Below are 21,552 nucleotides of genomic sequence, written 5' to 3' on the forward strand. Positions count from 1 at the left end.
CACTGGGGACCAGTCGGAAAAGACGGGTCGGAAGCGACGGATCGGGACGGGACCGGTGGGCCGAGGCCTGCCAGTCGTTGCGGTCAGTCGAGACCGGCAAGTTGGAGCAGCAGTGACTTCACATCGGTGGCCGCGACGCGGTCGCCGACAGCGCGGGGGGTGGAGCAGATGATGAGCGGACCTTCGTCGTCGCTCATGGGGAGGCGGCCGTGGCTGCCGCGAATAGGTGAGGGATCGAGGGGCACGACCGCCATGCGGTAGCGCATGCCGAGCTTCTTGCGGGCCAGCGCGCCCGCGGCCTTGACCTTGACGTACGGGTCGAGCGGATCCATGAAGAGCTCGACGGGGTCGTAGCCGGGTTTGCGGTGGATCTCGACGAGCTGCGCGAAGTCGGGCGCGCGGTCGTCGTCGAGCCAGTAGTAGTACGTGAACCAGGCGTCCGGCTCCGCGACGGCGACGAGTTCGCCGGAGCGCGGATGGTCGAGGTGATGGGTCTTCTTGCCCTCGTCGTCGAGGAGTTGCTCGATGCCGGGCAGGTCGGCGAGCGCCGCTTTCGTGGCCTCCAGGTCCTCGGGGCGGCGTACGTAGACGTGGGCGATCTGGTGGTCGGCGACGGCGAAGGCACGGGAGGCCATCGGGTCGAGGTACTCCATGCCGTCCTGCGTGTGCACCTCGAGGAGTCCGGCGCGGCGCAGAGCGCGGTTGATGTCGACGGGGCGGTCCACGCGGGTGATGCCGTACTCGGACAGGGCGACGACCGTACGGCCTTCCGCTCGCGCGTCGTCGAGAAGAGGGGCCATGGCCGCGTCCAGGTCGGCGGCCGCTTGCAGGGAGCGCGGGTCGTCGGGGCCGAAGCGCTGCAGGTCGTAGTCGAGATGAGGGAGGTAACAGAGGGTCAGGTCCGGGTGGCGGGTGCGCATGACGTGGCGGGTCGCGTCGATGATCCAGCGGCTGGAGACGAGGTCGGCGCCGGGACCCCAGAAGTGGAAGAGCGGGAACGTGCCGAGTTTCTCGGTGAGTTCGTCGTGCAGGGCCGGCGGCCGGGTGTAGCAGTCGGGTTCCTTGCGGCCGTCGGAGTAGTAGATCGGACGAGGGGTGATGGTGATGTCGGTGTCGGCGCCCATGGCGTACCACCAGCAGATATTGGCGACCGTGTAGCCGGGGTGCGCGCGCCGGGCGGCGTCCCAGAGCTTGTCCCCGGACACCAGGCCGTTGTGCTGGCGCCACAGGAGGACGTCACCGAGGTCGCGGAAGTACCAGCCGTTACCGACGATGCCGTGCTCGGCGGGGTGCGTGCCGGTGAGGAACGTGGACTGCGCGGCGCAGGTGACGGCGGGCAGCACAGTGCCGAGCGGGGCCCGTGAGCCGGACTGGGCGAGGGACTTGAGGTGGGGCATGTGGTCGAGGAGACGGGGGGTGAGGCCGACGACGTCCAGGACGAGGAGCGGGGTGGGGCCGCTGGATTCCAAGGGCTGGTTCACGGCAGCTCCTTCAGGCCGAGGTCCGTCAACAGGTCGCGGGCGAGGGTGAGTTCCGCGGCGATGCCGTCGGCGAGCTGGGCGCGGGCGCGGGGGCGCAGCTCGGGCGGGAGGGCTTGCCAGGTGTAGGTCTCGACCTCGAGGTGACGGGTGAGCGGGTGCGATCCGCCGACCAGCCGGGTCAGTGCGTCCTTGAGTACGGGGAGCGTGGAGGTGAGGGGTGCGGCGGGGGCCGCGTGCAGCGGCACGTGGAAGTGGGCGCGCCACGGGGAGGCGTCGGGCAGGGCGTCCTCCTTGAGGGCCTCGCCGAGGTCGTCGGTGCCACGGAGTCCGGCGGCGGTGAGGGTGCGGGTCTGGTGCAGGAAGCGGGGTTCGTCGAAGGCGGCGAGGGCCTCACGGACTTCGGGGAGGTGGGGGTGTTCGGCGTGCAGGGCGGCTGAGAGCTGGGATTTGACGATGGGGACGCCGGCGTTGGTCAGCGCGTCCAGGGCGGTGTGCGGAGCTTCGAAGGAGGTGGCGAGGTGGCAGGTGTCGACACAGACGCCGAGGCGGTCGTGGCCGATCGCGGTGAGCGGGGCGATGGCGTCGGCCGTGGTCTCGACGGTGCAGCCGGGCTCCGGTTCCAGGCCGATGCGGATGGACCGGCCGGTCAGCTCCTCCAGCGCGTCGAGGCGTTCGGCGAGGGTGATCAGAGCCGTGGTGGCCTTGGCGGCACGGGTGTCGTCGTACACCGTGCGCCAGGCGAGCGGCAGGGTGGAGATGGTGCCTTCGGTGACATCGTCCGGGAGGAGTCCGGCGAGTACGCGGGCGAGTGCGGTGGTGTGGTCGAGTCGCTCGGGGTCGGCCCAGTCGGGCTTGTAGACGCGGTACTTGACCTCTTCGGCGCCGAATCCTTCGTACGGGAAGCCGTTGAGGGTGACGACTTCGAGGCCGCGGGTGTCGAGTTCCGTGCGCAGGCGGCGCAGGGCGGACGGGTCGGTGACGAGGGCGTGGGCGGCGTCCTTGGCGAGCCACAGGCCGATGCCGAGACGGTCGCGGCCGAGGCGTTTGCGTACGGGTTCGCAGTGGTCGCGGAGCTGGGCGAGGACGCCGTCGAGGGTTTCGGCGGGGTGGACGTTGGTGCAGTAGGCGAGGTGGACGGTGGAGCCGTCGGGGTGGCGGAAGCGCATGGGTCACGCCTCCGTGGTCGCCGGGTCGGTCTTCAGGGCGGACTTCGGGGCGGGCTCGGGGTCGGTCTTCGGGGCGCCGCGGAGGATGGAGTTGCCCTCGTGGGTGGCGTCCGTACCGGCGACCTCCAGGTCGAGGCGGCCGCTGAGTCCGTAGAACGCGACGGGGTTGTGCCACAACACCTGGTCGACGTCGTCCTCGGTGAACCCGGCCTTCAGCAGGGCGTCGCCCACCTTGCGGGTCTTGAGGGGATCGCTTCTGCCCCAGTCGGCGGCGGAGTTGACCAGCACCTTCTCCGGCCCGTACTCCTGCAGGACCGCGACCATCCGTTCCTCGTCCATCTTGGTGTCCGGATAGACGGAGAAGCCGAGCCAGCAGCCGCCGTCCTTGGCCTCCTTGACCGTGGTCTCGTTGAGGTGGTCGACCAGGACGCGGTCCGGGGGCAGTGCGGACTCCCGGACGACGTCGAGGGTGCGGCGCAGGCCCGCCAGTTTGTCGCGGTGCGGGGTGTGGACGAGCGCGGGCAGTTCGTACTCGGCGGCGAGCTGGAGCTGGACGGCCAGGGCGGTGTCCTCGGCCGGGGTCATCGAGTCGTAGCCGATCTCGCCGACGGCCACGACGTGGTCCTTGACGAGATACCGGGGCAGTTCGTCGAGGACGGGGACGCAGCGGGGGTCGTTGGCTTCCTTGGGGTTGAGGGCGAGGGTGCAGTGGTGGGCGATGCCGTACTGGGCGGCGCGGAAGGGTTCCCAGCCGAGCAGGGAGTCGAAGTAGTCGAGGAAGGAGGCGGGTGAGGTGCGGGGCTGGCCTAGCCAGAAGGCGGGTTCGACGACGGCTCGGACGCCGGCTGCGTACATGGCCTCGTAGTCGTCGGTGGTCCGTGACGTCATGTGGATGTGGGGGTCGAAGATGCGCATCAGGACTCCTTGCCGGTCGGAGTGCCGGGGTGGGGGGACGCTGTCGGAGCTTCGGACGCACTGGTCGTGGGCCCGGCGCCGGATTCGCTCCCGGATTCGCTCCCGGACTCGGTCAGGGCCTCGGTCAGGGCCAGGACGCGGTACAGGTCCTCGGGAACGGGACGGTCCGCGGCGGTGCGTTCGTCGGCGTAGTCGCCGAGCATGCGGGCGAGTTCGGCGTCGGCGCGGGCCCGGCGGGGCAGGTCGGCCACGGCGTTCACGGGGACGCCGGTGAACAGGCACTTCAGGACGGCGTGCCGCCAGTTGTGGGCGTCCAGGTGCCGGGCGGCGTACGGGCCGACGGCGGCGGCCACCAGCCGGGTGTCGTTGGTGCGCAGGGCGTCCTCGACGATCGGCAGGGCGTCGGGGCCGGGCACGAGGTGGGGCAGGGCCTCGAGGACGGCGCGGCGTTCGGCGGCGGTGCCCTGGCGGTAGACGCGGGCGAGGGTGGCGGCGTCGGCCCGCGCCGCGTGCAGGAGGAGGATGCGGGCCGCCTCCGCGTGCTCGGGTCCGCAGCGGCGGCCCGCCTCGGCGATCCGCAACTCCCATACGGAGATGGGTCCGCGGGCGCCCGGGTGGGCAGCGGCCTCGTCGAGGGCCTGGTCCAGCCAGGCGCGGGCGGCACCGTCGAGCCGGCTGTTCAGGCGGGTGTGCAGGGCGGCGAGGGCGGTCGGGGCGGCGTCCGTCGGAGTGCCGGGGGCGTCGTGGAGGTGGTTCACGGGGTTCTCCCTTCGGAGGCGACGGTGCCCTCGCCGGGGTTCGACGGCCGGTCGGCGCGTGGGGAATGGACGGTCGCGGCCGCGTGGTGGAGGAACGGGAGGGATTGCTGGGCGAGTTGAGGGCCGGCGTGGGAGTGGCGAGGCAGTTCGACGGAGACCAGGCCCTGGTAGCCGCAGGCGGTGAGGGCTTCGAGTACGGGAGGGAAGTCGATCTCTCCGTCGCCGAAAGGGAGGTGTTCATGGACGCCGCGGCGCATGTCCTCGATCTGGACGTGGCGCAGCCAGGGGGCGGCGGCGCGGACGCAGTCGGCGGGTGACTGGGGTTCCAGGCACTGGCAGTGGCCGATGTCGAGGGTGAGGCCGAGGGCGTCCGGGCTGCCGAGTGCGGTGCGCAGACGGTGGAAGTCGGCGAGTGTGGCGAGGAGGTGGCCGGGTTCGGGTTCGACGGCGAGGGGGACTCCGGCGTCGGTGGCGGCGTCGAGGACGGGGGTGAGGGTTTCGGCGAGGCGCTTCCAGGTGGCGTCCTCGGTCGCCCAGGTCCTTGCCGCTGCGCCGTCCGTTTCGCCCGCCGTTTCTCCCGCCGTCTCCCCGGCCGTGTCCTTCGGGGCGATGCCGCTGAAGCAGTGCACCGCGTGGGCGCCGAGGTCGGTGGCGACCTGGACGGCCCGGAGGAGCAGGTCGACGCGTCGGGCTCGTTGGTCGGGGTCCGGGTCGAGCAGGGACGGGCCGTGCTTGCGCCTCGGGTCGAGTACGTAGCGGGCGCCTGTCTCGATGGTGACGTCGAGGCCGAGTTCGTCCAGCCTGCGGGCGAGGGTGCGTGTGCGGGCCGCGAGGTCGGGGGCGAGGGGGTCCAGGTGCATGTGGTCGAGGGTCAGACCTACGCCGTCGTAGCCGAGGTCGGCGAGGAGGGAGAGGGCGTCGTCCAGGCGGAGGTCGGTCAGACCGTTGGTGCCGTAGGAGTAGCGGAGGGGGTGAGCGGTTGCGTGCCGGCTCGGCTGAGGGCTCATGTCAGGCTCACCCTTCGGCTGAATCTGCGGGCGGCCGGAGCGAGGGCCGCTGTCAGCAGGGCGGTGACGGGGGCGCCGGAGCGGGCCGCGAGGGCGGCCTGGAGGGGGATCATGGCTCGGATGCCGCCGCCGACGGCTCGTTGGGTGAGTGGGGGTGACGGGTTGAGGGCGGCGTGGAAGAGGGGCCGGGCGCAGGTCACGGCGTAGACGACGGCGAGCGCTCCACGCAGGGCGGCTTCGCCCTGCGCGGTTGCGCCGGAGGCGGTTGCGCTCAGGGCAGTTGGCCTCGGGGTGGTTGTGTTCGAGGCGGTTGCGCTCGGGGCGGTTGCGGTGCGCCCCGATGCCAGGAGTCGCCGGGCCACGGGAACCCTCGGGGCCGGTCCCCACGAGAGCGACCCCGAGATACGTGCCTCGGAGCCGGAAGTCGGCGCGGCGAGGCCGGCCTCCGGCCCGGGAGCCGAGGAGACGGCACGGGTTCCCAACCGGGCAGCCGGCCCACCGGCTTGGTTCCGTGCCTGGTCGTCGCGCGTGACCGCCCAGGTCAGAGCTGTCGTCGTCGCCAGCGCCGTCAGCGGGGCCCAAGGTGAACCGCCCTGGGTCTCGTGGCGGGAGACCGTGGTGACGGCCAGGGTGTGGGTGCCCAGGGCCAGCGCAGAGGGCAATGCCCTGCGGATGTCACCACCGATGTCGTCACGGATGTCACCGTTGGTGGCTGCCGTGCCGAGGAGGAGGTCCAGAGCACGGGCGGCGGCCATCGCCACCGGGCCCGCGGGGGTGCGTTTGAGGACCAGGTCGTACGACCAGACCGTGGCCGCCAGCGCGCCGGCGACGGCGAGCGGTCGGCGTCCCGCGCGGGATGCCAGGGCCAGGCCCGCCGCCGTCAGGCCGCAGGCCGCCGCGAGGGCCGCGGGCGGCTTGATGCGGCCCGAGGGCAGGGGGCGTTGCGGGCGGTCCACGGCGTCCTCCGCGCGGTCGGCCCAGTCGTTGAGGGCCATGCCCGCCTCGTACAGGCAGAGGGAGGAGGCGATGGCCAGCAGGGTTCGCGGGTTGGGGCGTGCCCCGGCCGCGGCGGCGCCCGCGAGCGCGTCGCCGGGGACCGTGAACAGGGCGGGGAGGCGGAGGAGTTCCACCCACGGGTTGGGCCCCGTGCTTGCGCCGAGCGTCCGGCGGCCCGTTCCGAGGGCCCGGCCACCCGCGCGGAGCGCCTGGCTGTCCGTGCCGACCGGGCTGTCCGTGCCCACCTGACCGACCTGGCCGATCGTGCCGACTGTGCGACTACCCGTGCCCACGGGTGAGGATTCCGTGGCGTCCGCCTGGGCATCCTCGGCCACTTCCGACCGCCGTCCAAGCAGCGCGCCCGGCCAACGCCCGAGCATCACCCCCGACCGACGCCCACGCGTGGCGCTCCGCCCACGCCCACTCGTTCCGCCCCGCCCACGTCCGATCACCACAACCAGCGCGGTTCCGAGCACGGCTCCCTGCAAGAGCCCGAGCCTTCCGGCCCTCAGCCGGCTCATCGTCCCTCCCCCGAGTTGCCGTGCGGCTCCCGAAATCCCCGCAACCGCTCCGCGAACCCCACCAGTTCCGCGTACTGCTCCCCCAGGGCGGCGGGCCCCTCCCCCACCGGGTCCTTGAAGTAGAAGCCGAGTTCGCTCAACGGGCCGGAGAGGCCGACCTCGTGGGCCCGGGCCGTCAGCCGGGCCAGGTCCAGGATCAAAGGAGCCGCGAGGGACGAGTCGCAGCCCTGCCACGTCGTCTGGAGGATCATCCGGGTGCCGAGGAAGCCGTCGAAGGCGATGTGGTCCCAGGCGGTCTTCCAGTCGCCGAGTGCCGGTACGTCGTCGATGTGGACCTCGCCCTCGGGGACCGTGCCGAGGGTGTCGGCGAGGACGCGTTCCTTGCCGGCGTTCTTCGCGGCCGCGGCTCCCGGGTCGGCCAGGGCCGCGCCGTCGCCGCCGCCCAGCAGGTTCGTGCCGGACCATGCCCGGACCGTCAGCGCGCGCTGCGCGAACATCGGGCCGAGGACCGACCGCAGCAGGGTCTGGCCGGTCTTGCCGTCGCGGCCCGCGTAGGGCAGTCCGGACGACGCGGCCGCCGACTCCAGCGACGGGTGGTGCAGACCCGTGGACGGTGTGAAGTTGACGTACGGGCAGCCCGCTCGCAGCGCTGCCGCCGCGTACAGGGAGCTGGCGGGGAGCGCCGAGCCGGCGGGCATGGGTTCCGTGGACGCCACGTTCACCACGACGGCCCTGGCAAGACCGCACCGGCGTACGAAGTCGCGTATGTCGGAGGCCAGCGCCTCGATCAGTTCGTTTTCGTCACGTGTGTCGCCGGGCTGGGGGCCGCCGAGCCTGATCTCCCCGTCGGCGGCGGCCAGTTCGGCGCGTACGGCCGACGGAATTCCCGGCGGCAGCACACCCCCGGCGGCCAGCGCCTCGGCCCGCTTCGGCAGCGGGCAGTCCACCACGTCATGGCCGCCGAACACGAGAGACGACAGCGGGGGCAGGCAGCAGTCGGCGAAGGCGGGGGTCTCGGTGACCATGCCCGTCGGTGGGTGCAGCCCGGCGGTCACCGCGGCGCAGCCCGCGACGGCCGTAGTCGCGACGGAGCCGCGTGCTCCGATCAGCCACACTCCCACCCGGGACGGGGAGACGGACGGTTCGGCGGACATGGGCAGCCTCCTTGTCGTACGTGAGGTCATACGCGCGCCAGAAACGCGAGCCGGATACGCAAAGTCAGGTGCGCGAAGTCAGATGCGCGAGCCGGAAACGCGAGCCAGAAACAGGAACCAGAAAGGGGCCAAGACGGCGGGCGGAGGTCCGGCGTCCTCCGCCCGCCGTCGCTCAATCGCCCTGCGCGGCGGATCGCGCCGGCAGTTCCTTGATCCGGATGTCACGGAAGGACACCTGGTCTTCGGCCCCGTGGTTCTGGATGCCGACATGACCGTCCCGCAGGCTCCGGGCCGGATCGGTGTTGGTGAAATCGTTGATCTTCACGCCGTTGAGCCAGACGCGGAGCCGTTCGCCCTCCACGCGGATCTCGTACGTGTTCCACTCCCCCGGCGGGTTCAGCGCACGGTCGCGCTTCTTGATGTCGGCGGACTGGAAGCTGTACACGGACCCGGTCGTGCGGTCTGCCGCGTCCGTGGCGTCGATCTGGATCTCGTACCCGTTGTTGACGGCCGACCAGGGGTCGTCGGAGGCCGGGAAGCCCACGAACACACCGGAGTTGTCGTCGCCGGAGGCGCTCGCCATCTTCCAGTCGAGCTTCAGCGAGTACGAACCGAAGCCGCGGGCGCCGTACCAGAGCATGCCCAGGCCGCCGGACGACGTGAGCGTTCCGTCGTCCGAGAGCGAGAACGAGCCCGGCCCCGCCTGCTTCCAGTCCGCCAGCGACTCGGCGGTCCCGTCGAAGAGAGGCGCATACCCCTTCTCCGGACGGCAGTCGGCCTGTGCGGCGCCGACTGTCCACCGGATGCCGCCCAGCAGGTGCTGCCGGAAGGCGGGATCGGCGAACGACTCCTTGGTGTGGCCGCTCCCGGTGTAGAAGGCGCGGCCGCCCCGGTACTCCTGACACCAGGCGATCGGATGGTCGCCGTTCATCGTGCCGCCGCTGTACGACGACTCGTCGAGCGAGGCCAGGACATGGGCCCGGTCCCGGGGGTTGGAGCGGTAGTTGTACCACTCGTCCGTACGGTTCCAGGACTCCCCGAGGTGCGAGGTGGCCGGGTGTGCCCGGTCCTCGACCTCGATCCGGGCCGGCTGGATCGCCGGGTGCGACTGGAAGTAGGCGCCCGCGAGACCGCCGTAGAACTCCCAGTCGTACTCGGTGTCGGCGGCCGCGTGGATGCCCACGTATCCGCCGCCGCGCCGGATGTAGCCCTCGAAGGCGCTCTGCTGTGTCTCGTTGAGCACGTCACCCGTGGTGGAGAGGAACACGACGGCGTCGTACCGGGCGAGGTTGCGTGAGGAGAAGGCTCCCGCATCCTCGGTGGCGTCCACCGTGAACCCGTGCTCGGCTCCGAGGGCCTTCACCGCGGCGATCCCGTCGGGGATGGAGTCGTGCCGGAACCCGGCGGTCTTGGAGAACACCAGGACCCGCTCTCCCGCGGACGACGCGGACGACGCGGACGAGTCAGCTGAATCAGACGATTCGGAGGGTCCCTTCGAAGCGGCCGGCCCCGACACACACCCGATGAGCAGGGCGGCGCCGACAACAGCGGTCACTGTTCTACCAGTTGCTCGCATGGCGCACCCCTCAGCCGGTTGTGAAGGTGAAGTCGTCCACGTCGTACAGCGCTCCGGTCCCGCTCCCCTTGAAGACGAGGTAGAGCGTGGTGGTTCCACCCGGCGCACGTGTCAGATCGGCGCTGACGTCCTGGAAGTTCTCCCAGCCGCCGGTCACCGGAACGGTCGCGGTGCCGAGCAGGCGGCCGGTGGGCGAGCCCGCGCGGACCTCGAGCTTTCCGCCCGTGCCGCCGGAGGAGATACGTGCCGTGATCTTCTTGGCGTTGCTCAGGACGTACGGCTCGAAGGAGATCCAGTCGCCGTTGTTGACGTCACCGACGGTCTTTCCGCCGTGTGCGGTGGCCTTCGTGATGATCGACACGCCCTGGGACTTGCCGTAGTGCTCAGCCTGCCGGTGCTTGGGCTGGACGACGCTCTGGTCGTGCGAGGTGAGCGGCTCCTGGCCGCCGCCTCCGCCGTCGGTGTACTCCGCGTCGAAGACACCGAAGATGTTCGCGTCCTCGTCGTGGCCGCCGTCGGCGCTGGTCTGGATGGTGCCGGAGCAGCCGTTCGCCGAGGTCACGGGGTGGCCGTGGCTGTCGTGGCCGAGGACGAAGGTGACCTTCACCTTGGCGCAGTCGATCGTGCCGTCCTCCGGGTCGGTCACCCGCACCTTGAACGGCACGGCGTCACCGAAGCTGAACATCTGCCCGTCGCGCGGTAGATCCAGCACGACCTTCGGCGCCGTGTTGCCTACGACGATCTGCACGCTCGCGCTTCCGGTGCGCCCCGAGGCGTCCTTAGCGGTCAGCGTCGCCGTGTAGGTGCCGTTCTTCTTGTACTTGTACGTGGGGTTGGCCGACGTCGACTTGCCGCCGTCGCCGAAGTCCCAGCTGTACGTGAGGGCGTCACCGTCGGCGTCCGACGTGCCGGCGGAGGAGAACTTCACCCGCAGCGGCGCCTGTCCCGACGTCCGGTCGGCCGCGGCCTGTGCCACGGGCGAGTGTCCGTCGGTCGCGTTCTCGATCCGGTACAGAGCGGAGTTCTCGTCGCCGCCGAACCACGCCAGGCCGTAGTCGAGGACGTACAGCGCGCCGTCCGGGCCGAAGGCCATGTCCATCACCTGGGTGCCGGTCCACGGCACGTCGTTGATGGACTGCACCGCACCGCCGGCATCCGACTCGATCCGCTTGATCCAGCGGCGGCCGAACTCGCCCGCGAAGAAGTCCCCGTCGTACGCCTCCGGGAACTTGACCGGCGAGTCGAGCGAGGCGTCGTAGTGGTAGACCGGGCCGCCCATCGGGGACTCTGAGCCGGTGCCGAACTCGGGCACGGAACCGCCGTCATAGGGGATCCAGGCCGTCTCGGCCGGGGGCAGATCCGTGAGGCCGGTGTTGTTCGGCGAGGTGTTCTTGGGGGCGGCGCAGTCGAAGGCCGCACCCGAAGCGCCGGTCGCGAAGTCGTAGTCGATGTAGGCGTCGTTGTCGCCCGTGCAGTACGGCCAGCCGAAGTTGCCGGGCTTCGTCACGCGGGCGAACTCGACCTGTCCGGCCGGGCCGCGTGCGGGGTCGGCGGCACCGGCGTCCGGGCCGTAGTCGCCGACGTACAGAATCCCGGTCTTCTTGTCGACGCTGAAGCGGAACGGGTTGCGGAAGCCCATCGCGTAGATCTCGGGCTTCGTCTTGTCCGTGCCGGGGGCGAAGAGGTTGCCGTCGGGGACCGTGTACGAGCCGTCGGCGTTCACCTTGATGCGCAGGATCTTGCCGCGCAGGTCATTGGTGTTGCCGGAGGTCCGCTGGGCGTCGAAGACCGGGTTGCGGTTGGCGCGCTCGTCGATGGGCGTGTAGCCGTCCGACTGGAACGGGTTGGAGTCGTCACCGGTCGACAGGTAGAGGTTGCCCGCGGCGTCGAAGTCGATGTCGCCGCCGACGTGGCAGCAGATGCCGCGGGTCGCCGGGACGTCCAGGATCTTCTTCTCGCTGGCGGCGTCGAGGGTGCCGTCGGTCTTCAGGACAAACCGGGAGAGCCGGTTGACGCCGTCGAAGGGCGCGAAGTCGGCGGGGGTGCCCGTCTCGGGGGCGTCGCCCGCCGGGGTGTCGAGCGGCGGGGCGTAGTAGAGGTAGATGAAGCGGTTGTCGGCGAAGCCGGGGTCGACGCCGACGCCCTGCAGGCCTTCCTCGTCGTGCGAGTAGACGTCGAGCTTGCCCGCGAGCTTCGTGGTGCCCGCCGCGTCGGTGAGGCGCAGTTCACCGTCGCGCGAGGTGTGCAGGACCGAGCGGTCCGGGAGGACGGCCAGCGACATGGGCTCGCCGACCTCGGGTTCGCCCTTGGCGAGGGTGACCTGCTGGAAGTCCTCGGCCGCGGGAGCGGCGGCGGGAGCCGCGTTCGGATCGGCGACGGCGGCGCCCGCCGGAGGTGCGGCGAGAGTGAGGGACGCGCCCGCGAGGAGCGCACCCGTCAGCAGGGCGAGCGCCTTGCGGAGTCGGAGTCTCGGGCGTCGTCTGTGACTCTCGGTTCTGTTGGTGCTGGTGGGGTCGTTCGCGTGCACGGATGCCTCCAGAATGGGGCCGGTTGTACATGCGGGTGCGTTACGCCGGGGTGCGCCGTCACCCCGGAGACTCTGCGAGGGGGGTGGCTAGTCGTTGCCGCCGAACGCCGCGTCGAAGGACGCCGTCGGCGGTTCGAAGTCGTACGCCTTCAGTCGGGTGAGTGCCTCGGGTGCGCCCTGGAGGCGGTCCATGCCCGCGTCCTCCCACTCGACGGAGATGGGGCCCTGGTAGTCGATGGAGCGCAGCATCCGGAACACGTCCTCCCAGGGGACGTCGCCGTGGCCCGCGGACACGAAGTCCCAGCCGCGGCGCGGGTCGCCCCACGGCAGGTGCGAGCCGAGGCGTCCGTTGCGGCCGTCGAGGCGCTTGCGCGCTTCCTTGCAGTCGACGTGGTAGATCCGGTCGCGGAAGTCCCACAGGAAGCCGACCGGGTCGAGGTCCTGCCAGACGAAGTGCGAGGGATCGAAGTTCAGCCCGAAGGCGGGCCGGTGGTCAACTGCCTCCAGCGCGCGCTGAGTTGTCCAGTAGTCGTACGCGATCTCGCTCGGGTGGACCTCGTGCGCGAACCGCACGCCCTCGGTGTCGAAGACGTCGAGGATGGGGTTCCAGCGCATCGCGAAGTCGTCGTAGCCGCGCTCGATCATCGACTCGGGGGCGGGCGGGAACATCGCGACCAGGTGCCAGATCGCGGAGCCCGTGAAGCCGATGACGGTGTCGACGCCGAAGGCGGCCGCGGCACGCGCGGTGTCGGCGATCTCGGCCGCCGCCCGCTGCCGTACACCCTCGGCCTCGCCGTCGCCCCAGATCCGGGCCGGGAGGATCGCCTGGTGGCGTTCGTCGATGATGGCGTCGCAGACGGCCTGGCCGACCAGGTGGTTGGAGATGGCCCAGCACTTGAGGCCGTACTTGTCGAGCAGTTCCCGCCGGGAGTCGAGGTAGGTGGAGTCCGCGAGGGCCTTGTCGACCTCGAAGTGGTCGCCCCAGCAGGCGAGTTCGAGTCCGTCGTAACCGAAGTCGCGGGCGAGCCGGCAGACCTCCTCGAGCGGCAGGTCGGCCCACTGGCCGGTGAAGAGCGTGAAGTTGCGCGGCATGGGACTGGCCCTCCTCAACTCGCTATGGGTGTGTAGACGGAGTTCTTCTCGGCGCTCTCCTCGACCGCCGCGAGCACACGCTGCACCTGCAGCCCGTCGGCGAAGGAGGGCAGCGGTTGCTCGCCGGCCGCGATCGCGTGCACCAGGTCGCGGGCCTGGTGGACGAAGGTGTGCTCGTAGCCGAGGCCGTGGCCCGGCGGCCACCAGGCCTCCAGGTAGGGGTGGTCGGGTTCGGTGACGAGGATGCGGCGGAAGCCCGCGTGCGTGCCGGGTTCCGTTCCGTCGAGGTACGAGAGCTCGTTGAGCCGCTCGAGATCGAAGGCCAACGAGCCCTTCTCACCGTTGAGTTCGATGCGCAGGGAGTTCTTGCGCCCGGTCGCGTACCGGGTGGCCTCGAAGGAGGCGAGGGCACCCGAGGCGAACCGGCCGGTGAACAGGGCGGCGTCGTCGACGGTGACCGGGCCGAGTTCGCCTCCCGAGACGGCGGACAGGCCGCTCGATGCCGCTTGGGGCACCGGCCGCTCCCGTACGAACGTCTCGGTGAGCGCGGACACCCCCACGACCGGCTCCCCCGCCAGATACTGCGCGAGGTCGACGATGTGCGCGCCGAGGTCGCCGAGGGATCCCGAGCCCGCCGTCTCCTTGCGCAGCCGCCAGGTCAGCGGGAACTGCGGGTCCACGAGCCAGTCCTGAAGGTACGTCACCCGTACGTGCCTGAGGGCGCCCAGACGTCCCTCGGCGACCATCTTCCGGGCGAGCGAAGTGGCGGGCAGCCGACGGTAGTTGAAGCCGACCATCGCCAACTGGCCGCGCGTCGCCGCCTCTTCGGCCGCCCGGGTCATCGCCTCGGCCTCCTCGACCGTGTTGGCGAGGGGCTTCTCGCACAGCACGTGCTTGCCCGCGGCGAGCGCCGCGAGGGCGATCTCGGCGTGGCTGTCGCCGGGGGTGCAGATGTCGACCAGGTCGACGTCGTCGCGGGCGATCAGCGCCCGCCAGTCGGTCTCGGCCGCCGCCCAGCCGAGCCGGTCGGCCGCCGCGCGTACGGCCTGTGGATCACGGCCGCAGACGGCGGCGAGGACCGGTCGGCGCGGCAGGTCGAAGACGCGGCCCACGGTGCGCCAGCCCTGGGAGTGGGCGGCGCCCATGAACGCGTATCCGACCATGCCCACGCCCAGCGCGGGCTTGTCGGGCCCGGCATCGGCCCGGGCCCCTGCCTCGTCGCCCTCGTGCGGCTGTCCCATGCGGAAGTCCTCCTCGTCGTCGTGGCGCTGTGGGGGGTTGGACCTGCTTGGCAGGCCTTTGGAGCAGTGCGCATCACTTGAAGCCGGTGGACATGTACTGCTTGACGTTCTCCTTGTCGACGACGGCCGAGTAGAGCGTCAGGGACGCGGGGATCTCGAACTCGGCGAGGCCGCCGACGCCCTTGCCCTGGCCGAGGGCGCGGGCGAGGTCGATCGCGGACGCGGCCATGGTGGGCGGGTAGAGGACGGTGGCCTTGAGGACGCTGTTGTCCGACTCGATGGCCTGCATCGCGGACAGGGCGCCCGCGCCGCCGACCATCAGGAAGTCGTCGCGTCCGGCCTGCTCGATGGCGCGCATGGCGCCGACTCCCTGGTCGTCGTCGTGGTTCCACAGGGCGTCGAACTTCGACTGGGCCTGCAGGAGCTGGGACATCTTGGCCTGTCCCGACTCGACGGTGAACTCGGCGGCCTGGCGGGCCACCTTCTTGATGTTCGGGTAGTTCTTCAGGGCCGCGTCGAAGCCCTGGGTGCGCTGCTGCGTGAGCTCCAGGTTGTCGAGGCCGGCGAGTTCGATGACGCGGGCGTTCTTCTTGTCCTTGAGCTTCTCGCCGATGTAGTGGCCGGCGTTGAGGCCCATGCCGTAGTTGTCGCCGCCGATCCAGCAGCGGTACGCCTGCGGGGAGTTGAAGATCCGATCGAGGTTGACGACGGGGATGCCGGCGCGCATGGCCTGCAGCCCGACCTGGGTGAGGGCCTTGCCGTCGGCGGGCAGCACCACCAGGACGTCGACCTTCTTGTTGATCAGGGTTTCTATCTGGCCGATCTGTGCGGCGGTGTCGTTGGAGCCCTCGGTGATCTCCAGCGTCACGTCCTTGTACTTCTTGGCGCGGCTCTTGGCGTTGTCGTTGATCGCGTTGAGCCAGCCGTGGTCGGCCTGCGGGCCCGCGAAGCCGATGGTGACCTGCTTGCCGGGCTTGTCGTCGGCGGCGGGCTGGTCGTTGGAAGCCGGCTCGTCGTCGGATTCGTTGCTGGTGCAACCGGCGAGGAGGACACCGGCCGAGACGGCGGCGGTGCCGAAGAGCAGTCCTCTGCGGCTCGTGAGCTCTGGCATGGCGGTGGTCCCTTTCCTCAAGGCGTGTCCCTCGGGTCGTGCTGGAAGTGCGTCAGGCGGTGCTTCAACACGTCGTGCTTCCCGTCGTGCTTCACGTGGTGCTCTAGGTCGTGTTGGCGGTGCGGCGCTGGACGAGCACGGCGGCGACGATGATCGCGCCCTTCGCGATCTGCTGGACGTCGCTCTGCAGGTTGTTCAGGGCGAAGATGTTGGTGATCGTGGTGAAGATCAGGACACCGAGCACCGAACCGACGATGGTGCCGCGTCCCCCGGTGAGCAGCGTGCCGCCGATGATCGCGGCGGCGATGGCGTCGAGTTCGTAGAGGTTGCCGTTGGTGTTCTGGCCCGAGCCGGACAGGATGATCAGCAGGAAGGCCGCGATGCCGCAGCACAGTCCGGACAGCAGGTAGAGGTAGAGGCGCTGGCGGCGTACGTCGATGCCGGCGAGCCGGGCCGCCTCCGCGTTGCCGCCGACGGCGACCGTGCGCCGTCCGAAGGTGGTGCGGTTGAGCACGAGCCAGCCGATGATCGTCACGACCGCGAACACCATGACGAGTGGCGGAATACCGAGGACGTAGGAGTCGCGCTCGCCGAGATCGAGGATGCCGTCGACGGTGACGACCTGGGTCTTGCCGTCGGTGATCTGGAGGGCGAGCCCGCGGGCCGAGGCGAGCATGGCGAGCGTCGCGATGAACGGCACCATCGCCCCGTATGCGATCAGCACCCCGTTGACGAGGCCGCAGCCGACGCCGACGAGCACCGCCGTGAAGAGGATGCCGACGAAGCCGAAGTCCTGGGTGGCGACGGTCGTCGCCCACACCGAGGCGAGCGCGACGATCGCGCCGACGGACAGGTCGATGCCGCCGGAGATGATGACGAAGGTCATGCCGACCGTGACGACACCGATCACCGAGGCCTGGGTGAGGACGAGTTGGAGATTGCGGGTGTCGAGGAACTCGTCCGGCTTGGTGATGCCTCCGATGAGGATCAGGGCGGCGAGCACACCGAGCAGCGAGAGCGTGCGGACGTCGGCGCGGGCCACGACCGCCCGCCACGGACTTGGTTCGGCCTGCGGTGACACCTTGGGGGTGTCATCACGAGGCGGGGACACGGGCTGCGTCATGACGCCGGGCTTCCTTCCATGACGAGGTCGAGTACGCGGTGTTCGTCGAGCTCCCGGGCGGGCGCCGTGTGGACGACCTGGCCCTCGCGGAGCACCAGGACGCGGTCGGCGAGGCCGAGGACCTCGGGTACTTCGCTGGAGACCAGGAGCACGGCCAGGCCTTCGTCGGCGAGGCGGCGGATGACGGCGTACAACTCGGCGCGGGCGCCGACGTCGACGCCGCGGGTCGGTTCGTCGAGCAGCAGCACCCGGCAGCCGCGCAGCAGCCAGCGGGCCAGGACCGCTTTCTGCTGGTTGCCGCCGGAGAGGGTGCGGATGGGTACGGACGGGTTGTCGGGGCGCAGCGACAGCTCGCGCGTCGCCTTGCGCGCCGCGTCGCGCTCGGCACCCCGGTCGAGCCAACCCCCGTACGAGAAGCGGGACATGGAGGACACCGACACGTTCCGCGTGACGGATTCCAGCATCAGCAGGGCCTGTGCCTTGCGCTCCTCGGGGGCGAGGCCGAGTCCGGCGCGGACGGCGGCGCGGACGCTGCCGGGCTTCAACCGCCGTCCGTCGACGAGGACTTGACCCGCGGTCGGCTTACGAGCGCCGTAGATGGTCTCCAGGATCTCGGAGCGGCCGGAGCCGACGAGTCCCGCAAGGCCGACGATCTCGCCGGGGCGCAGGGTGAGGTCGAGCGGCGCGAACTCTCCGTCACGGGCCAGGCCTTGGACCTCCAGGACCGGCTCCGGCAGCGCCTGATCCGTGGGCCGGTCCGGGAAGACGTACTCGACGTTCCGCCCCGTCATCAGCGCGACGACCTCGCGTGTCGGCGTGGACTTCGCGGGCAGCCCGCCCGCCACCGCCCGCCCGTCCTTGAGCACGGTCACCCGGTCGCCGATGCGGCGGATCTCCTCCAGGCGGTGCGAGATGTAGACGACGGCTACGCCCTCCGCGGTGAGGTCGCCGACGATGCGGAAGAGGTTGTCGACCTCGTCGGGGTCGAGGGCCGCGGACGGCTCGTCCATGACGATGAGGCGTACGTCGTGGGAGAGCGCGCGTGCCATGGAGACGATCTGCTGCTGGGCGGCGGACAACTCGCCGACGAGCCGGGCGGGATCGATCTCCGAGTGCCCAAGTCGCTTGAGCAGAGCGGCAGTTGAGGCCTTCGCGTCCTTGCCGCGTACGACGAATCCGGCGGACGTCGGTTCATGGCCGAGGTAGACGTTCTCGGCCACCGACAGGTGCTCCACCAGGTCGAGCTCCTGGTAGATGGTGGCGATACCGAGGCGCATCGCGGCGATCGGCGAGCGGAGCGTGACCCGTTCGCCGCGCCAGCTGATGGTGCCGTCGTCCGGCTGGTGGGCGCCGGCCAGGACCTTGATGAGCGTGGACTTTCCGGCGCCGTTCTGGCCGAGCAGGCAGTGCACTTCGCCGGTCTGGACGTCGAGGTCGACGCCGTCGAGGGCCCGGACACCGGGGAACGACTTGGTGATGCCGGACATGGTGAGCAGCGGTGGTTCTGGTGCCATGAGGGTTCCCCTCGGCGTGCGGGCCGGTTTCAGGGCAGGGCGGAGTGAGGCAGGGCGGAGCAGGGTGTGTTGTAAAGGTGTGGCGCTGGTGCGGCTGTGGAGGTGTGTTGCTGTAGCGGCTCTGGTGATGTGGTGCTGTAGCGGCTCTCGAGGTGTGGTGCGCTAGAGGTAGAGGTGTGGTGCTCTTGCGACTTTGGAAGCAGGCGTTACGCGGGTGAGAACAGGTGGTCGCTGATGAGCCGGGCCGCGCCGATGACTCCGGCGGTGGGGCCCAACTCTCCAAGGACGATGGGCAGGTTGCCGGTCGCGAGAGGCAGCGACTGGCGGTAGACCTGGGTGCGGATCGCGGCGAGCAGGGTGTGGCCGAGTCCGGTCACCCCGCCGCCGATCACCACCAGGCCCGGATTGAAGAAGCTGACCAGTCCGGCGATGACCTGGCCGGTGCGGTTGCCGCCCTCGCGGATCAGATCGAGCGCGGTGGCGTCGCCCGCGGCGGCCGCGGCGGCGACGTCGACGGCGCTCAGGCTGCCCACCGCCGCCAGTCGTGCCGCGAGTTCCTGGGAATGGCCCTGCTGGGCGGCCTCCGTGGCGTCGCGGGCTAGCGCGGCGCCGCTGAAGTGAGCCTCCAGGCAGCCCCGGTTGCCGCAGGCGCACGGGCGGCCGTCGGGCACGGCCTGGATGTGGCCGATGTCGCCCGCGCTGCCCGTCGTACCGCGGTAGACCTCACCGCCGACGACGATCCCGCAGCCGATACCGGTGCCGATCTTGACGCAGAGGAAGTCGCCCACGGAACGGGCCACGCCCGCGTGCTGCTCCCCCATCGCCATCAGGTTCACGTCGTTGTCGACCATGACGGGGCAGCCGAGGTCCTGGCTCAGCGCCTCGCGCACCGGGAAGCCGTCCCAGCCCGGCATGATCGGCGGGGCGACCGGGACACCCTCGGGGAAGCGGACAGGTCCGGGGACGCCGATGCCGGCGCCGTCGAAGCCTTCCGCGAGCCCCGATGCCTTCAACTTCGCGGCCATGGACAGGACTTGCTCGAAGACCGCGACCGGGCCCTCGCGTACGTCCATGGGCTGGTTGATGTGGCCGAGGACCTCCAACTCCGCGTTCGTGACGGCCACATCGACCGAAGTCGCACCGATGTCGACGCCGAGGAAGCGCAGAGCCGGAGCGAGCCGGATGTTGTGGGAGCGGCGGCCGCCGCGCGAGGCGGCGAGTCCGTCGGCCACCACGAGGCCCGTCTCCAGGAGCCGCTCGACCTCCACCGCCAGCTTGGACCGCGAGAGATCGACCTGATCGCCCAGCTGCGCCCGCGAGTTGGGACCCCCGTCACGCAACAACCTGAGCAGCCGCGCCTGGTGGGCGTTCCCGGGTCGCGCCGTCATACGTCTCACGAGCCCCTCCCCGCCTCATCGGCACCGCCGTCGTTGGCTTTCGAGTGGAACGTAGCAGCGGCTGCCGAGGCTGGGAAGAAGTTCAGCACGAATTGCTGACGACTTTTTCCACTCAGAGGACAAAGGGAGTTGGGGCGGTATGGCCGTGACGGGGCCCACACAGCAGGATGGGCGTCGTGGCTCGGGGCCGCTGTGACCCGGAGTCGGAGAGGGGGAGCACGTGATCTTGGTGACGGGTGCCACGGGGAATGTGGGTGCCGGCATCGTGCGCGCGGTGGCCGCCGCGGGAGAGCCGGTGCGCGCGCTGAGCCGCTCGGGCGCGACGGCCGGCCTGCCGCAGGGCGCCGAGGCCGTGGCCGGTGACCTGAACCGCCCGGAGACGGTACGGGACGCGCTCGACGGCGTGCGCGCCCTGTTCCTGATGCCGGGGTACGAGGGGCAGCGGGCGATCCTCGCCGACGCGCGGGCGGCGGGTGTCGAGCGGGTCGTGCTGCTCTCCGGCAAGTCGGCGGAGGTCGACGACGACAACGCGGTCACCCGCTATATGCGGGCGGCCGAGGACGCGGTACGCGCGTCCGGGCTCGCCTGGACCTTCCTGCGTCCCGTGAGCTTCATGGCCAACGCGCTGTCGCTCGCGGACCAGATCCGCAAGGGCGACGAGGTGCGCGTACCGTTTCCCGGCGTCCGCACGGCGGACATCGACCCGTACGACATCGCCCAGGTGGCCGCCCGCGCCCTGCTCTCACCCGGACCCGAACACGAAGGCCGCACCTACACCCTGACGGGGCCTCAGTCCCTGCTGCCCGGCGACCGCGTCGCCGTCCTCGGGGAGGTGCTGGGCCGCGAGCTGCGTACCGTCGGGCTCACCGACGAGGAGGCGCGCATGGCGATGGGGGCCGCCTTCCCGGCTCCGTACGCCGAGGCGTTCCTTCGCTTCTTCGCCGACGGGATCCTGGACGAGTCCCAGGTCCTGCCTACAGTCGAGGAGGTCACGGGACAGGCGTCGCGCACGTTCCGGGAGTGGGCGCTGGAGCACGCGGACAAGTTCTGACCGGACCCGCGTCCTTAGGCCCCGTTAGGGGCGCGGGGCTGTGACACATGCGGCTCCGCCGCGTGGGCGCGACCAGCCCCCACCGGCCCGCAGGTACATCACCGTGCCTCCAGCGGAGCGCTTCGCGGACGTGCGTGGTACGTCCTGCGGGTGTGCTCGGTGTGGGCGCGCATGACCTCGGTCGCACGCTGTTCGTCGCGGGCCGAGATCGCGGCGATCAGGTCGCGGTGCTCGATCCAGGACTGGCGGCCGCGCTGGCGGGCGACCGGCGTGTAGTACCAGCGGACGCGCCGGTCGACCTGCGCGGCCAGTTCGGCGAGGACCGCGTTGCCTGCGAGCTCCATGACCTTCGCGTGGAAGCGGGCGTTCATCGCGACCGCGCCGTCCACGTCGTCGGCGCCGACCGCGTCCTCGCCCTGGGCGCACAGCTCCTCGAGGGCGGCGATGCCCGCCGTGCCCGCGTTGGCCGCCGCGAGCCTGGCCGCCTCGGCCTCCAACAGCGTCCTTACCGTCAGGAGTTGGTCCGCCTCCGCCTCCGTCGGCTCGTGCACGAACGCGCCCTGCGCGGGCCGCAGATCGACCCACCCCTCGGTGTTCAGCCGCTGCAACGCCTCGCGCACGGGCTGCCGGGAGACTCCGAGATGCCCCGCGAGTTCACTCTCGACCAGGTGCTGGCCGGGCTGCAGGGCGCGCGTCGTGATGAGTTCGAGCAGCGCTTCGTACACGCGGTCGCGCAACGGCCCCGGCCGTTCGAGTTTGGGCACCGACCCCTGCGGCAGTCCGGTCGACAACATCGCGGTCCCCCTCCTGGGCAGCGGCGGCGTCTGCGGCGGCAGCACGGCAGCCAGAAAGCCAGTATCAATTGTCTTTCGTCTACAGTCTACGGCGCACAATGACCAGCCCGAGGGGGAGTTGGCCTCGT

At 70.9% G+C, this 21,552-nt stretch carries 17 protein-coding genes; 1 reads left to right on the plus strand and 16 read right to left on the minus strand.

Annotation, left to right across the window (positions count from 1 at the left end):
- Positions 1-83: 83 nt before the first annotated feature.
- The 15 genes from GAS53_RS17580 to GAS53_RS17650 all read right to left on the minus strand — a co-directional run bounded on the left by GAS53_RS17580 (position 84) and on the right by GAS53_RS17650 (position 19,570).
- On the minus strand, positions 84-1,481 hold the full coding sequence (locus GAS53_RS17580; RefSeq protein ID WP_151478555.1) for a nucleotide pyrophosphatase/phosphodiesterase family protein: 1,398 nt from the start codon (positions 1,479-1,481) through the stop codon (positions 84-86).
- Positions 1,478-2,647, minus strand: a complete 1,170-nt coding sequence (gene eboE, locus GAS53_RS17585; RefSeq protein ID WP_151478556.1) for a metabolite traffic protein EboE — start codon at positions 2,645-2,647, stop codon at positions 1,478-1,480. The genes GAS53_RS17580 and eboE overlap by 4 nt, the downstream gene beginning before the upstream one ends.
- Before the next feature lie 3 nt (positions 2,648-2,650).
- A complete protein-coding gene (locus GAS53_RS17590) occupies positions 2,651-3,562 on the minus strand; it encodes a TatD family hydrolase (RefSeq protein ID WP_151478557.1) in 912 nt (303 codons plus the stop codon).
- Positions 3,562-4,320 carry an EboA domain-containing protein gene (locus GAS53_RS17595; protein ID WP_192583153.1) on the minus strand — a complete coding sequence of 253 codons (759 nt, stop codon included), beginning with the start codon at positions 4,318-4,320 and terminating at the stop codon, positions 3,562-3,564. The genes GAS53_RS17590 and GAS53_RS17595 overlap by 1 nt, the downstream gene beginning before the upstream one ends.
- Positions 4,317-5,327: a sugar phosphate isomerase/epimerase family protein gene (locus GAS53_RS17600; protein ID WP_151478558.1), complete on the minus strand. Its 1,011-nt coding sequence runs from the start codon at positions 5,325-5,327 to the stop codon at positions 4,317-4,319. Before GAS53_RS17600 ends, GAS53_RS17595 begins: the two co-directional genes overlap by 4 nt.
- Positions 5,324-6,616, minus strand: a complete 1,293-nt coding sequence (locus GAS53_RS17605) for an SCO3242 family prenyltransferase (RefSeq protein WP_404829247.1) — start codon at positions 6,614-6,616, stop codon at positions 5,324-5,326. The genes GAS53_RS17600 and GAS53_RS17605 overlap by 4 nt, the downstream gene beginning before the upstream one ends.
- 224 nt (positions 6,617-6,840) lie before the next feature.
- Positions 6,841-7,998, minus strand: a complete 1,158-nt coding sequence (locus GAS53_RS17610) for an inositol-3-phosphate synthase (protein WP_151478560.1) — start codon at positions 7,996-7,998, stop codon at positions 6,841-6,843.
- A gap of 172 nt (positions 7,999-8,170) precedes the next feature.
- Entirely contained in the window at positions 8,171-9,574 is a 1,404-nt protein-coding gene (locus tag GAS53_RS17615) for a ThuA domain-containing protein (RefSeq protein WP_151478561.1), read from the minus strand.
- 10 nt (positions 9,575-9,584) lie between these two features.
- Positions 9,585-12,101: a PQQ-dependent sugar dehydrogenase gene (locus GAS53_RS17620; protein WP_151478562.1), complete on the minus strand. Its 2,517-nt coding sequence runs from the start codon at positions 12,099-12,101 to the stop codon at positions 9,585-9,587.
- An 87-nt stretch (positions 12,102-12,188) separates the two neighbouring features.
- Positions 12,189-13,193 (minus strand): sugar phosphate isomerase/epimerase family protein, encoded by a 1,005-nt coding sequence (locus GAS53_RS17625; protein ID WP_151478563.1) that lies wholly within the window; start codon positions 13,191-13,193, stop codon positions 12,189-12,191.
- Positions 13,194-13,207: 14 nt separating this feature from the next.
- Positions 13,208-14,434, minus strand: coding sequence for a Gfo/Idh/MocA family protein (locus GAS53_RS17630; protein WP_151478564.1), 1,227 nt, complete (start codon positions 14,432-14,434; stop codon positions 13,208-13,210).
- Between the two features lie 73 nt (positions 14,435-14,507).
- The gene (locus GAS53_RS17635) at positions 14,508-15,545 is read right to left on the minus strand and encodes a substrate-binding domain-containing protein (RefSeq protein ID WP_151478565.1); all 1,038 of its coding nucleotides are present in this window, start codon (positions 15,543-15,545) and stop codon (positions 14,508-14,510) included.
- 103 nt (positions 15,546-15,648) lie between these two features.
- Positions 15,649-16,668: an ABC transporter permease gene (locus GAS53_RS17640; protein WP_151478566.1), complete on the minus strand. Its 1,020-nt coding sequence runs from the start codon at positions 16,666-16,668 to the stop codon at positions 15,649-15,651.
- Entirely contained in the window at positions 16,665-18,182 is a 1,518-nt protein-coding gene (locus GAS53_RS17645; RefSeq protein WP_151478567.1) for a sugar ABC transporter ATP-binding protein, read from the minus strand. Before GAS53_RS17645 ends, GAS53_RS17640 begins: the two co-directional genes overlap by 4 nt.
- 206 nt (positions 18,183-18,388) lie before the next feature.
- Positions 18,389-19,570, minus strand: a complete 1,182-nt coding sequence (locus GAS53_RS17650; RefSeq protein ID WP_151478671.1) for an ROK family transcriptional regulator — start codon at positions 19,568-19,570, stop codon at positions 18,389-18,391.
- A 229-nt stretch (positions 19,571-19,799) separates the two neighbouring features.
- Between GAS53_RS17650 and GAS53_RS17655 the strand changes: the two genes are divergently transcribed.
- The gene (locus GAS53_RS17655) at positions 19,800-20,630 is read left to right on the plus strand and encodes an NAD(P)H-binding protein (RefSeq protein ID WP_151478568.1); all 831 of its coding nucleotides are present in this window, start codon (positions 19,800-19,802) and stop codon (positions 20,628-20,630) included.
- A gap of 98 nt (positions 20,631-20,728) precedes the next feature.
- Here GAS53_RS17655 and GAS53_RS17660 read toward each other — a convergent pair whose 3' ends face one another.
- Entirely contained in the window at positions 20,729-21,424 is a 696-nt protein-coding gene (locus GAS53_RS17660) for a GntR family transcriptional regulator (RefSeq protein WP_151478569.1), read from the minus strand.
- Positions 21,425-21,552: the final 128 nt, after the last annotated feature.

It is taken from the genome of Streptomyces albicerus, from assembly GCF_008905045.1.
Taxonomy (GTDB): Bacteria; Actinomycetota; Actinomycetes; order Streptomycetales; family Streptomycetaceae; genus Streptomyces; species Streptomyces albicerus.

Bases quoted from the DNA above. Each gene is read 5' to 3' on its own strand.
- GAS53_RS17630 (WP_151478564.1), bottom strand. From the start codon at position 14,434: ATGGGACAGCCGCACGAGGGCGACGAGGCAGGGGCCCGGGCCGATGCC.
- GAS53_RS17615 (WP_151478561.1), bottom strand. From the start codon at position 9,574: ATGCGAGCAACTGGTAGAACAGTGACCGCTGTTGTCGGCGCCGCCCTG.
- GAS53_RS17625 (WP_151478563.1), bottom strand. From the start codon at position 13,193: ATGCCGCGCAACTTCACGCTCTTCACCGGCCAGTGGGCCGACCTGCCG.
- GAS53_RS17610 (WP_151478560.1), bottom strand. From the start codon at position 7,998: ATGTCCGCCGAACCGTCCGTCTCCCCGTCCCGGGTGGGAGTGTGGCTG.
- GAS53_RS17645 (WP_151478567.1), bottom strand. From the start codon at position 18,182: ATGGCACCAGAACCACCGCTGCTCACCATGTCCGGCATCACCAAGTCG.
- GAS53_RS17640 (WP_151478566.1), bottom strand. From the start codon at position 16,668: ATGACGCAGCCCGTGTCCCCGCCTCGTGATGACACCCCCAAGGTGTCA.
- GAS53_RS17600 (WP_151478558.1), bottom strand. From the start codon at position 5,327: ATGAGCCCTCAGCCGAGCCGGCACGCAACCGCTCACCCCCTCCGCTAC.
- GAS53_RS17660 (WP_151478569.1), bottom strand. From the start codon at position 21,424: ATGTTGTCGACCGGACTGCCGCAGGGGTCGGTGCCCAAACTCGAACGG.
- GAS53_RS17650 (WP_151478671.1), bottom strand. From the start codon at position 19,570: ATGACGGCGCGACCCGGGAACGCCCACCAGGCGCGGCTGCTCAGGTTG.
- GAS53_RS17590 (WP_151478557.1), bottom strand. From the start codon at position 3,562: ATGCGCATCTTCGACCCCCACATCCACATGACGTCACGGACCACCGAC.
- GAS53_RS17635 (WP_151478565.1), bottom strand. From the start codon at position 15,545: ATGCCAGAGCTCACGAGCCGCAGAGGACTGCTCTTCGGCACCGCCGCC.
- eboE (WP_151478556.1), bottom strand. From the start codon at position 2,647: ATGCGCTTCCGCCACCCCGACGGCTCCACCGTCCACCTCGCCTACTGC.